Here is a 12,729-nt window from a genome sequence, read left to right on the forward strand (position 1 = left end):
ATTGAAATTGTTCCTTTAGATTTACAGTCTCTTGTATAATGCACATAGAAAAAACATTATGGGGGGTTCCATTGAAAACTAACAAATACACTTTTCAAATATTATTAGAGATTTTTCTCGTCTCATTTAAATTAGGACTTACTTCATTCGGCGGTCCTGTCGCTCATCTTGGTTATTTCCACCACGAATACGTGCAAAAAAGAAAATGGATGGATGAAAAAAGTTATGGAGACTTAGTAGCACTGTGTCAATTCCTTCCTGGACCCGCTAGCAGTCAAGTCGGTATGGGAGTTGGATTATTAAGGGGCGGGCTTTTAGGAGCAATTACCTCTTGGATTGGTTTCACCCTTCCATCTGTTCTCGTTTTAGTCTTTTTTGCTTCATTCCTTACTCAATTCGAAATTGGAAGTACAGGATGGATTCATGGACTCAAACTTGTAGCAGTCGCAATTGTCGCTCATGCAATATGGGGAATGGCGCAAAAGTTAACTCCAGATCGCAACCGTGCGACGATTGCGATTGTAACTGCCGCAATCGCCTTATTATGGCCAAGTAGCTGGACGCAAGTGATCCTCATTATAATATGTGGCTTTATCGGCTGGTTTTTATATCGCAACCAACCAATTAGCCAATCTCAGCATATAAAAGTACCTATTTCAAAAAAGATAGCAGTTTCTTGTCTCGTCTTATTCTTTGGACTATTACTACTGCTACCAATATTAAGACCGTTCTCTTATTACATCGCTTTATTTGATAGTTTCTATCGCTCTGGCGCACTTGTATTTGGAGGAGGACACGTCGTGCTGCCCCTTCTTGAAGGTGAGTTTGTACAAAACGGCATGATGACGAAAGAACAGTTCCTAGCTGGATACGGATTAACACAAGCAGTACCAGGACCACTATTTACATTCGCCTCTTATATAGGAGCAGTGTTAAACGGGACGCTTGGGACAATACTCGCAACAATTGCGATTTTCCTCCCTGCTTTCTTACTCGTTATTGGTGTTTTACCATTTTGGAACAGCGTGAGAAAAATATCATTCATACAAGGCGCACTACTTGGAGTCAATGCCGCTGTTGTCGGTATTTTAATTGCCGCTTTTTACGATCCCATTTGGACGAGTACAGTTATAAATGCTTCAGATTTCGTTTTCGCTTCGCTTCTTTTTTGCTTACTAGCTTTTTGGAAAACACCACCTTGGGTTATCGTTATACTGGGAGCATTTGGCGGATATGCTCTATCCATTTTATAAATAAAAAACGACGGCATGATGTAGCCGTCGTTTTTCTATTAAAACTTCACAAGCTCTACTCCTTCTGGCAACTTGCTCTCTGTTAAAATACGCAATTCCTTCACACGATCCATTACGTAAGAAGAACGCTTCACAAGCTCTGGATCAATATAAGCTGGATGAACCATAATTTCTACCGTTTGTTCACCTTGTACTCTTTCTTTTAACTTCACAAAGTAATCTTCCGTCACACCATCCGCATAAAAGTCACTGTAAAACACATCAGAAAATGGATGCACCGCTCTATCTTCCTCACAACGACGAATCGGAACATTATATTTAGCCGCTAATCTCTCAAGAACATCATGTAAAATCGGTAAACCATGCACATGATGATGACTATCTAAATGAGTTGGTGTTAATCCGTAAGATAAAAACTTCTCAATTTGAGCAGTCCATTCTCTCTCAACTTCTTCTGGATTTATATTCCCTTCCCTTACAACACTTTGTTTATGAAACGATCCGTCGCTACCTACAAGTGATGGTACGTCTCCAAGAAGTGGTTCCCCTGCTGTTAATACGAGATGTACGCCTACTCCGAGTAGGTTGTACTCTTTCGCTAAGCGTACCGCATGCTCTGTTCCTGGCATGTTCATCATCATCGTCGTTGAATTTACAAGTCCATTTATATGCCCATCAATAATGCCATAATTTGTACCTTCTGTAAGACCGAAATCATCTGCATTTACAATTAACTTAATCATCGTAATACCTCCTAATAGAATAAAAAAAGCGGGCTAAATAGCGCCGCTTTTACTTCTCTACCTTTTTAAAGAACTGTGGAAGATGTTCTTTATGTGCTTCCAACATTTCATCTAAAATTTGTTTTGCAACTTTATCTGATGGTACAAGTGGATTGATTGTCATAGCAAGCAGCGCCTTATGATAATCCCCTGTAACAGCAGCTTCAATTGTTGTGCGCTCGAATGATTTAATTTGTTGTACTAAACCGCGAACTGGTACTGGAAGATCTCCAACTGCAATTGGTTTTGGACCTTCTTTCGTAATAATACAGTTCACTTCAACAGCTGAATCATGTGGTAAGCTTGCAATTGTTCCGTTGTTTCGTGTATTAACAGGCTGGATATCACCTTTATTATTGTAAATAGACGTAATTAAACTACATGCTGCGTCACTATAATAAGCGCCGCCACGTTTTTCTAATTGTGGTGGTTTAATATCTAAGTTCGGGTCTTTATATAACTCGAATAAATCATTTTCTAATTGTTTTACTACTTCTGCACGTGTACCTTTTTCAACAGAAGCTTCTTTTTCTTCTTCTAACATTTCACGTGTTTTGTAGTAGTAACGATGGTATGGACATGGAATCGCACGAAGTCCTCGAATAAAGTCTGGTTCCCAATTAAGCGCTGCGATATTTTCCATCGTAATTTGCTTTTCTGGATCTGTTACAAGCTCTAACACACGGTCCATTACACTTACGCCATCTAAGTATACATCTAGTCCGTATACCATATGATTTAAACCTGCGAAATCAACGTGGACACGACTCGCATCTACTTCAAGTAATCTTGCAAGACCCATGCGGATTCCGATTGGAACGTTACATAGACCAACTACTCTTTGAATATTTGTATAACGAAGAACAGCCTCTGTTACCATACCAGCTGGATTTGCAAAGTTAATTAACCATGCATTTGGACAAAGCTCCTCCATGTCTTTACAAATATCTAGAATAACAGGAATCGTTCTCAACGCTTTGAATAAACCACCAGGACCATTTGTTTCCTGACCGATTACATCATATTTTAATGGGATTGCTTCATCTTTTGCACGTGCTTCTAATAAACCAACACGAAGTTGTGTTGTTACGAAGTCAGCATCTTTTAATGCCTCACGGCGATCAAGTGTTAAATGTATCTCAATTGGTAAACCTGATTTTTTCACCATACGTTTCGCTAAGTTACCAACGATTTCTAACTTTTCTTTTCCTGCCTCAATATCTACTAACCAAATTTCACGAACAGGAAGCTCATCATAACGTTTAATAAATCCTTCAATTAACTCTGGTGTATAACTAGATCCACCGCCGATTGTAGCAATTTTAATTCCAGTCATGCTTTATTCCCCTTTCGCTTCAAGCTTTTTATAAAGATCAATAAACTCTGCTGCTAATTCTTTCACTGTAATTGCATTCATTAAATGATCTTGTGCGTGAATTAAAAGAACACTAATCTCTGTTTTTTCTCCTCTTGCTTCTGATTGTATGAGCTCTGTTTGGAAATGATGCGCTTCATTAATCGCTTCTTTCGCCTTTACCATCGCTTCATCTGCTTCTGCCATTTTCCCCTGTTTGGCAAATTGAAGTGCCTCCATTGCAAAGCTTCGTGCATTGCCACTATTTAAAATCAATTGGAATGGAATTTGTTCTGCTGTAGTCATCATAATTACCGCCCTCTCTATTATGGTTCAACCGATTTAAATACCCCTTCAGTTTGAACATCTCTATTAAAGTTTTAATTTATTAATGATAGTTTGGTGTTCTTGCAGATGTGTTTCATCTTTTTGAACATGATATAAAGGTGATTGTTCTCACAGACACCGTTGTCTGTGAGAACAATCTCTATGTTACATAGGTACAGAGTTGTTGTTTCCTTGCGCTGCTTCTTTTTCAGTACGAACAACTGAACGGTCACATAATACAACGAATGGATAATAGATTACCATCGCAATTACAAAGTTGAATAACTGTAGAATTGCACCTGAAAGATGTCCACCTGTTACAAGATAACCACTAATAATTGGTGGTGTTGCCCATGGGATCATCGCAACTGTTTTTGGTACCCAACCAATAGATATAGCTGTATAAGAAGTAATTACTAATACAATTGGTGTTATGATAAACGGTAAGAATAACACTGGATTTAAAATAATTGGTGTACCAAATATTACCGGTTCATTAATATTGAATGCACCTGGTCCAATTGATAAGCGAGATACACCGCGTAACTGTGCACTTTTTGCTACAAGTAATACCACTACCAAGAATGCTAATGTTGCACCAGAACCACCAAGATATACGAAAGTATCAAAGAATGGTTTTGTAATAATGTTTGGAACATCAAATGCAGATGTACCACCTTGGAATAACTTCATGTTTTTCTCTAATGCCGGTAAATATAATGGCTCAATAATACCACCAACGATATTTGGACCATGTAAGCCGAAGAACCAAAGAAGATGAACAAGGAGTACAATGACAATTGCACTTGGTAATGTCCCTGCTAAACTTTGTAGTGGTGATTGAATCGTATTAAAGATAAATTCATGAACACTTGTACCAGCTAATTTCACTGCTAATTGAATACCTGCAACTACTGTTAAGATAACAAATGCTGGAACTATAGCTGCGAAAGATCTTAAAACTGCTGGTGGTACTCCATCAGGCATTTTAAAAGTAATGTTTCTTTGTACAAAGAAACGGAATACTTCAGTAACAAGGAGTGCCACGATAATTGCTACAAATAACCCTTGTGCACCTGTCCAAGCTAAGTTCAATCCGCCTTCTTTCGGTGTTGTTGGCGTAAGAATAATTAACGCACCAAATGAAATAATACCTGCTGACAAACCATCAACGCCGTAAGATTTTGCTAAGTTATAACTTGTTGTAAATGCTATGATTAGTGCTAGAATCGCGAAAGAACCAGTCCACATTCCACCGCCGACTTGTTTCCACGTTTCACCAAACAAACCTTTCATGAAATCTTGGAAAGCTTCAGACGGAAAACCATTAATTAGTGATGCCAGTGCACCAACTAAAATAAGTGGCATAACTGCAATAAATCCGTCACGGATCGCAGCTAAGTGACGTTGCGATCCGATTTTACCAGCGACAGGAACAATATATTTCTCCATAAATGCAATAAACTTTTGCATTTCGCTTCCCCCCTAATTATTTTTTAAGTGTTAATGCGTGATCTAAAACTGCTTCTCCATTCATCATGCCGTAGTGCATTGGATTAATAACATCGATTCCAACGTTTCTCTCATCAGCAAGCGTTTTCATTGAAGAAAGCATGTAACGAACTTGTGGTCCTAGTAATAACACATCTGCTTGATCGATATTCGTTTTTACTGCATCCCCAGATACAGCCCAAATCTTTCCTTCTAGACCGCGAGCTTTTGCAGCCGCTTCCATTTTTGTAACTAGTAAACTTGTAGACATCCCTGCTGAACAACATAATAAAATATTCATTTGAAAATCCCCCTTGTGTAGTATAAAAAATTTATGTTTATTTATTTTTCTTTACGCTATTTATTAATGCAATTAGCGTGCCAACTTTTTAAAACCACTAAAATCAGTGCTTTTTCGAGCATTTTCTTTGTGTGTTAACGCTTTCAATTAGTGTGTTACTCAAAAAACACACAGTGTGTTATAAAACAACACGCTTTTAACACATAACTGTATGAAAATAGATTAGTGTTTAGTTGTCTAGTTATGTTTAACATAAAAAAACACTAAAAAATTTTTTTCATCGTAGAAATCTAGTAAAAAAACAACATACTCTTGAACACACTCTTCTATCTTTTGTCCAAGCAAACTCTACTAGATTACATAAAATAGAATAAAATCACACACTTTGAAAGGAGATTCCTATGCCCAAACATGAAAAAAAGAACAAAATGAAGATTTATAAAATAACATGCTGTAAGAAAGATAAACGTTCTGAATTAAACTCTGACAAGTTTGAACTAGAAGCGCAGGAAATAGAAAATAAGCAGGACAAGCATGGTAAACAAGAAGAACAAGATGCACAGGATAAGCAAGTACAATCAGAAAATGTAATTATAGTACCTACGGATTCACACAGCTTAGATGTGTGGGATGAAATTTCTCTAAAGGAAATACAAGCTGGTGAACATACGAAGTTATTTGAAGAAAAGAGTAATTATCAAAATATTAATTTAGTCCAAGTAAATGATGTTCGCTTATACTTGGACAAGCAACTACAATTTAGTTCCGTTGATGAGCAAATTTATCATGAAGCGCTTGTACACCCAATTATGTCAAAAGTAATTGATCCAAAACGTGTTCTCATATTAGGTGGCGGCGATGGCCTTGCCTTACGAGAAGTTTTGAAATATGAAACTGTGCTACATGTAGACCTTGTTGACCTAGACGAAGCAATGATTAATATGGCACGTAATGTTCCAGAAATAGTATCTTTAAACAAAAACGCTTTTTTTGATAATCGAGTGAACGTACACGTATGCGATGCAAAAGAATTTCTAAATACGCCTTCATCTTTATACGATGTAATCATTATTGATTTTCCTGATCCAGCGACAGAATTATTAAGTACTTTATATACAAGCGAACTATTTGCTCGTATAGCTACATTCTTAACAAAAGGTGGTGCTTTTGTCTGCCAATCTAATTCTCCTGCGGACGCACCTCTTGTATACTGGAGTATCGGTAACACAATTGAACATGCTGGATTAACTGTGAAAAGTTATCATACAATCGTTCCTTCTTTCGGAACTGACTGGGGATTTCATATTGCGGCTAGCTCTGCACATGTACTCAATCAAATTGAGCAATTATATGTAGTACCAACTCCTCGAACATTGCCTGCTCTTCTTTTTCCTTTATTTCAATTTAAAGAAGAACATCTAGAACAACGTAACCATGCTCTTATAAATTCAGAATCGAACCTTATCCTACATCAATGTTACAAAACAGAAATGGAGTTTTGACGATATTATAGTAAGGAGTGCTACCCTATGGAATATTCTACTTTTGGCAAGCATATAATAGTAGATTTGTGGGGAGTGGACTTTTCCCTATTAGATGATATTCACTTTTTAGAATACCATTTAGTTAACGCTGCAAATTGCTCTGGTGCTCATGTTTTAAACGTAAGTACAAAAGAATTCCATCCGCATGGCGTTACTGTTTTGGTTTTACTATCGGAAAGCCATCTTTCCATTCACACTTACCCGGAACAAAATTTTGCAGCTATTGACTGTTATACTTGCGGTACAACCGTCGAACCACAAATAGCGATTGATTATATCGTAAATATATTAAAACCGGAACGGATGCATATAAAAAGATTAATTCGTGGTATAGGAGAAATTGTTACTGTCGATTAATTATAACTCTTACTCATCCGAAAAAAGGAGGATTGTAAATACCATCAGTGGGGTGAACATTCCACTGATGGTACAGGCACATACATAAAATGAAATTTTAATTAGTGGGAGTTTTACTGCCCGTTAATTCGAGATAAAAAAACCTTGCATAAGCAAGGTTCATTCATCCACCGACATCTTCCTATATAACTCTACAAACTCACTCGCTAATTCTTTCACCGTAATTGCATTCATTAAATGATCTTGCGCGTGTACCATTAAAAGAGTAACTTCGGTCTTTTCGCCACCAGCTTCTTTCTGGATAAGCTCCGTTTGTACACGGTGCGCCTCTTTTAATTCATCTAGTGCTTCTTGTAATTTAGCTTCTGCCTCTGTAAAATCCCCACGCTTCGCACAATCAATTGCTTCCATTGAACAACTTCTCGCGTTTCCTCCATGCAAGATTAAATGAAAAGCTTTCGTCTCTATCGTATCCATTTTAGTTCTTTACTCCCCCTTTTCTTCCGCCAATTTTTGTTTATCCCATATTTTTAAGAACGGTAAATAAATGAAGAATGCTAGCGCAAAGTTAACAAGCTGCAAAATAATACCTGAAATTTTCCCGCCCGATCCTAAATATCCACTAAAAAGAATAGGCGTCGTCCAAGGTACAGCGGCCCCACTTGGACGTGCGACCCATCCCCATTCCATTGCAAAGTAAGAAACAATTGTTAACACAACTGGAACTAATATAAATGGAATTAGTAAAAGTGGGTTCATCACAATCGGCATACCAAAAGTTACCATCTCATTAATATTAAATATACCAGGTGCAATTGACAATCTCCCTAAACTTTTTAATTGTTGACTTCGTGCAAATAGTAACATTCCGACAACTAGAGCAAGCGTTGCACCAGAACCGCCCATATAAATCCATAAGTCAAAAAACTGTGCCGTAATGGTATTTGGTACATCTTGCCCAGCTTGAAAAGCAACTCGGTTTTGATCCATTAACGACAACCAAACAGGGCTCATTACACCACCAACAATAGTAGCACCATGAATTCCACAAGACCAAAGAACATGAACTAGAATAACTGCTATTATTGCGCCCCAAAGACTAGCACCAAGTACACTAAGTGGTTCCTGTAAAATTTGTCCTACGATATTATGGATACTGCCAAAAGAAGTGTTTTCTATAATTAAGCGCAAAATCCAAATAACCGTTACAACAATAAATCCTGGAACAAGTGCGGCAAATGAACGCGTGACAGCTGGTGGAACTGTCTCTGGCATCTTTATAATTATCTTTTTTTGTACAATAAACCGATAAAGTTCAGTAGATATAAGTGCAATAATCATTGCTACAAATAACCCTTGGCTTCCCATTAATGCAGCTGGGATTGCGCCTTCTACAAGTACGCTTTCTTTTGTACTTGGTATAATATATGCAACTTGAAATGGAGTCGCAAGTAAAAACGTCACAAGCGACAATGCCCCGGATGCTAAAGCATCCACTTTATAATACTCACCAAGCCTGTAAGCGATTCCAAAAACAGCTATTAAAGCCATTATATTAAAAGTTGCACTAACTGGATACCCTAAAGCTCTCTGCCAATTCTCACCAAACAAACCTGCCATAAACTCGTTATATCCCGGTATCGGCAGCGCACTAATAATGAGGAAAAACGATCCAATAATTAAGAAAGGCATCGTTAAAATAATTCCATCTCGAATTGCTTGTAAATGCCTCTGTTCTGCAACCTTCCCTGCTACCGGCATTACATACTTCTCTAAAAACCGTATCATCTATCCCACTCTCCTCATGGTTTCATTGACAAAGCTGCTTGCAAGATAGCTTCCCCATTACAAAGTCCGTAATGAACGGATTGAATGACATCAACAGGTATCCCTTTCTCTTTACATAATTCTTTCATTTTCGGTAATAAATAACGTACTTGCGGTCCAAGTAAAAGGACATCAGCTTTATCAATGTGACTATTTACTTCAGAACCTGATACTGCCCAGATTTTTACCTCCATCCCTCTTGCCTCTGCTGCTTTCTCCATCTTTGTAACAATCAAACTGGAAGACATTCCCGCTGCACAGCAAAGTAAAATATTCATCCCGCTTCCCTCCCCCTTTTTCTAAACCTAACTTACGGTGCACCCCTTGCCACCACTAGGTTACAAATATATATGTCTAGATTTCCTGCTGTATGCCGAGCTTAAAAACAAAAATTTCTTGGTTTTCACGCTATTCCATTTATCCGTATTCTCCTAGTAAAGAGGACTCTAACTCGCTATAATGATTCAGTATGATTTTTTTTAATTGATAGGAGGATATATTTATGAAGGCATATCGCTTTCCACTTATTTTATTATCTTCTATCCTAATTGGTGGTTTCATTGGTTATTTCATGGGTGCCGATGCAGTTGCTTTAAAGCCGCTTGGTGACATTTTCTTAAACTTAATGTTTACGATTGTTGTACCTCTAGTGTTCTTTAGCATCGCATCGTCTATTGCTAATATGGATGGATTAAAACGTTTCGGTAAAATTATGTCTAGTATGGCTGGGACTTTCTTATTTACAAGTATTTTAGCTGCTATTTTTATGATTATTGTCGTGAAAGTATTCCCACCAGCACAAGGTGTTGTACTAGAACTAACACAACCTGACAAAGCCGGCAAAGCTGTTAGTGTTGCAGATCAAATCGTCGGTATTTTAACAGTATCTGACTTCTCGAAGTTACTATCTCGTGAAAATATGTTAGCTCTTATTTTCTTCTCTATCTTAATGGGGATTGCAACTTCAGCAGTTGGTGAAAAAGGAAAGCCATTCGCTACATTCCTACAAGCTGGTGCAGAGATTTCAATGAAGGTTGTATCTTTCATTATGTACTACGCTCCAATCGGACTTGCTGCTTACTTCGCAGCATTAGTTGGTGAATTCGGACCACAACTTCTTGGAACTTACTTCCGAGCAGCAATGGTATACTATCCAGCTTCTCTAATTTATTTCTTTGTATTTTTCACATTCTATGCATACCTTGCAGGTCGCAAACAAGGTGTACAAGTATTTTGGAAAAACATGGTCTCTCCTACAGTTACATCACTTGCAACTTGTAGTAGTGCCGCAAGTATTCCAGCGAACTTAGAAGCAACGAAGAAAATGGGTATTTCTTCAGACGTTCGTGAAACAGTTGTCCTTCTTGGTTCTACACTTCATAAAGACGGCTCTGTTTTAGGTGGCGTATTAAAAATTGCTTTCTTATTCGGTATTTTCAACATGGAATTCGAAGGACCGAAAACATTAGCAATCGCACTTGTTGTTTCTCTATTAGTAGGAACAGTAATGGGTGCTATTCCAGGCGGTGGTATGATTGGTGAAATGTTAATCGTTTCTCTATACGGCTTCCCGCCAGAAGCATTACCAATTATTGCAGCAATTAGTACAATCATTGATCCTCCTGCAACGATGTTAAACGTAACAGCAGATAACGCTTGTGCGGTAATGACAGCTCGCCTTGTAGAAGGTAAGAATTGGATCAAAAACAAGTTTGCTTAATAGCTAAAAAGAGGATGCTCTAAACGAGCATCCTCTTTTTGTCGTTATTTGTTGATAAGTTGATATCTCCTCTCGCCACAAATTTGTTAAAATCTTCACAAATATTCCACATCCATTATCCATTCTCCGTACTATAATCATGTATGGAAAAGGAGATGGACACGATGACACAAAGCGCACCTGAATTTAAAGTTTTGCAAAGCATTGCATTTCTCGCTGTCGTTTTGCAAAGTTCCTTATTATATACAATGAATCAAGGAAATGTCTTACTTGAGCAATCCCTCATTATGGGCATGCTATTTAATCTTGCAAAATTCTCAGCACCAGCATTCATATTTATCGTTGGATTTCACTTAATTCGTCACTATACGAAACAATTAGTATATAAAGAATATATTTCTGAAAAAGCGACACACTTACTCATTCCTTATTTCTTTTGGTCTATTCTTTACTTATTAACAACAAACGATCTTATTACGTTACAAAGTGGAATAAAAAGTTTATTACTCGGAACAGCCGCGCCCCATCTTTGGTACGTTATTATGATGTTCCAAATTCACTTATTGTTCCCTTTACTATGCACACTTTTTTATTGGTTTCAAAAACGAACAGAAAATAAAAAAGACATATATAAATATATGACCTTTTTCGCGTGCCTATATTTTCTATTAATGTGGTTCTCTTCTCACTATATTTTTAATGGAGAAAAATTAACAAGTTCAACAATTTTACATTATACAGATCGATCATTTCTATTCTACTCATTCTATTTCGTTATGGGTGGCATTGCCGCTGTAGCACTAAAAACTTGGCGTCTATTCGTCATGAAACATATCCCGCTTATAACAATATTATTTTTCATCTTATTTTTATTCATCAATTATGAGTTGTTTAGTTTTTATGGAGCAAACTCTATTCATTTAACTGTTTCTACCTATTTAAAACCATCTATGTTTTTATATATCGTCTGCGAAATTATCATACTGTATGTGTTATCTATTATGATAGTACAGCGTCGTGGTTTCTTATATAAAACGTTACGTTTCATTGGAAATTACACGTATGGTGCTTATTTAGCTCACTTATTCTTCTTGCAACTATGTACAAAGTTTCTTTCTTTATTCACACTGCAAGAAAATACTATATTATATAGCCTATTACTATTTGTGTTGACGGCTATTATCTCTATTTCAACAATGGTCATTTGTAGCACAATACCATTTCATACTTGGATTACAGGGCCTTCTCCTACAACAAAGATGGAATGGACGAAGGTTGTATTCCGAAAAAATCATAAAAAACTATTCAAACCATATATTTGATATAATAATATGCATATAAAAAAGAAAGCGAGAGACACCTATGATTAATCAAGTTGGACAAATTATGCTATATGTAAATAACCAAGACGAAACAGTACAATTTTGGACAGAAAAAGTAGGGTTCCAAATCATTGCGGAAGAAAATAACGGAAACGGATTCCGCTGGATTGAAATTGCACCGGCGAAAGAAGCAGGAACAAGCATCGTCCTTCACGATAAAGCGTTAATCGCGAAGATGCAACCTGAACTAAACCTTAATACACCTTCACTTATGTTCTTCTCAAATGACTTAGACCGTCTATATAAAGATCTTTCTGAGAAAAATGTCACAGTTGGACAGGTTGTAGATTTACCTACTGGTAGAGCATTCAACTTTGCTGATAATGAAAATAATTACTTTGCAGTAATGGAACGCAAATAAAAAAGAAGCTATCCGAAAAAATCGGATAGC

14 protein-coding genes are annotated in these 12,729 nt (G+C 37.1%); 6 read left to right on the plus strand and 8 right to left on the minus strand.

All coding sequences use genetic code 11. The annotated features are described in order from the left end of the window. Positions 1 to 71: 71 nt before the first annotated feature. A complete protein-coding gene (locus RT27_RS08530) occupies positions 72 to 1,253 on the plus strand; it encodes a chromate transporter (protein ID WP_043935824.1) in 1,182 nt (393 codons plus the stop codon). Between the two features lie 38 nt (positions 1,254 to 1,291). Here RT27_RS08530 and chbG read toward each other — a convergent pair whose 3' ends face one another. From chbG to RT27_RS08555, 5 genes are all read right to left on the minus strand, one after another. Then, positions 1,292 to 1,996, minus strand: coding sequence for a chitin disaccharide deacetylase (gene chbG / locus RT27_RS08535; protein ID WP_043935825.1), 705 nt, complete (start codon positions 1,994 to 1,996; stop codon positions 1,292 to 1,294). Between the two features lie 49 nt (positions 1,997 to 2,045). Further along, positions 2,046 to 3,371: a 6-phospho-beta-glucosidase gene (gene celF, locus RT27_RS08540; RefSeq protein ID WP_043935826.1), complete on the minus strand. Its 1,326-nt coding sequence runs from the start codon at positions 3,369 to 3,371 to the stop codon at positions 2,046 to 2,048. Positions 3,372 to 3,374: 3 nt separating this feature from the next. Beyond that, on the minus strand, positions 3,375 to 3,698 hold the full coding sequence (locus RT27_RS08545) for a PTS lactose/cellobiose transporter subunit IIA (protein ID WP_000989050.1): 324 nt from the start codon (positions 3,696 to 3,698) through the stop codon (positions 3,375 to 3,377). Between the two features lie 183 nt (positions 3,699 to 3,881). Next, complete coding sequence (celB, locus tag RT27_RS08550) at positions 3,882 to 5,189, minus strand: PTS cellobiose transporter subunit IIC (protein ID WP_001168820.1); 1,308 nt, start codon at positions 5,187 to 5,189, stop codon at positions 3,882 to 3,884. A gap of 16 nt (positions 5,190 to 5,205) precedes the next feature. Beyond that, positions 5,206 to 5,508, minus strand: coding sequence for a PTS sugar transporter subunit IIB (locus tag RT27_RS08555; protein ID WP_001023569.1), 303 nt, complete (start codon positions 5,506 to 5,508; stop codon positions 5,206 to 5,208). 401 nt (positions 5,509 to 5,909) lie between these two features. On the opposite strand from RT27_RS08555, the gene RT27_RS08560 reads away from it, so the two are divergent. Continuing rightward, positions 5,910 to 7,010: a polyamine aminopropyltransferase gene (locus RT27_RS08560; protein WP_043935827.1), complete on the plus strand. Its 1,101-nt coding sequence runs from the start codon at positions 5,910 to 5,912 to the stop codon at positions 7,008 to 7,010. A 27-nt stretch (positions 7,011 to 7,037) separates the two neighbouring features. Beyond that, positions 7,038 to 7,409 (plus strand): adenosylmethionine decarboxylase, encoded by a 372-nt coding sequence (gene speD / locus RT27_RS08565; RefSeq protein ID WP_043935829.1) that lies wholly within the window; start codon positions 7,038 to 7,040, stop codon positions 7,407 to 7,409. A gap of 159 nt (positions 7,410 to 7,568) precedes the next feature. Here speD and RT27_RS08570 read toward each other — a convergent pair whose 3' ends face one another. Genes RT27_RS08570 through RT27_RS08580 form a run of 3 tightly spaced genes read right to left on the minus strand, consistent with a single transcriptional unit; the run spans position 7,569 to position 9,514 of the window. Beyond that, positions 7,569 to 7,886 (minus strand): PTS lactose/cellobiose transporter subunit IIA, encoded by a 318-nt coding sequence (locus RT27_RS08570; protein WP_029443618.1) that lies wholly within the window; start codon positions 7,884 to 7,886, stop codon positions 7,569 to 7,571. 9 nt (positions 7,887 to 7,895) lie between these two features. Beyond that, positions 7,896 to 9,197 carry a PTS cellobiose transporter subunit IIC gene (celB, locus tag RT27_RS08575; RefSeq protein ID WP_029443619.1) on the minus strand — a complete coding sequence of 434 codons (1,302 nt, stop codon included), beginning with the start codon at positions 9,195 to 9,197 and terminating at the stop codon, positions 7,896 to 7,898. Positions 9,198 to 9,211: 14 nt separating this feature from the next. Then, positions 9,212 to 9,514, minus strand: a complete 303-nt coding sequence (locus tag RT27_RS08580) for a PTS sugar transporter subunit IIB (RefSeq protein WP_043935830.1) — start codon at positions 9,512 to 9,514, stop codon at positions 9,212 to 9,214. Positions 9,515 to 9,738: 224 nt separating this feature from the next. Between RT27_RS08580 and RT27_RS08585 the strand changes: the two genes are divergently transcribed. The 3 genes from RT27_RS08585 to RT27_RS08595 all read left to right on the plus strand — a co-directional run bounded on the left by RT27_RS08585 (position 9,739) and on the right by RT27_RS08595 (position 12,699). Continuing rightward, a complete protein-coding gene (locus tag RT27_RS08585; RefSeq protein WP_000649376.1) occupies positions 9,739 to 10,956 on the plus strand; it encodes a dicarboxylate/amino acid:cation symporter in 1,218 nt (405 codons plus the stop codon). Positions 10,957 to 11,120: 164 nt separating this feature from the next. Continuing rightward, a complete protein-coding gene (locus tag RT27_RS08590) occupies positions 11,121 to 12,278 on the plus strand; it encodes an acyltransferase (RefSeq protein WP_043935831.1) in 1,158 nt (385 codons plus the stop codon). A 40-nt stretch (positions 12,279 to 12,318) separates the two neighbouring features. Then, complete coding sequence (locus RT27_RS08595) at positions 12,319 to 12,699, plus strand: VOC family protein (protein ID WP_000610162.1); 381 nt, start codon at positions 12,319 to 12,321, stop codon at positions 12,697 to 12,699. The last annotated feature ends 30 nt before the right edge of the window (positions 12,700 to 12,729 follow it).

Source organism: Bacillus sp. L_1B0_5 (assembly GCF_000836715.1).
Lineage (GTDB): Bacteria > Bacillota > Bacilli > Bacillales > Bacillaceae_G > Bacillus_A > Bacillus_A thuringiensis_S.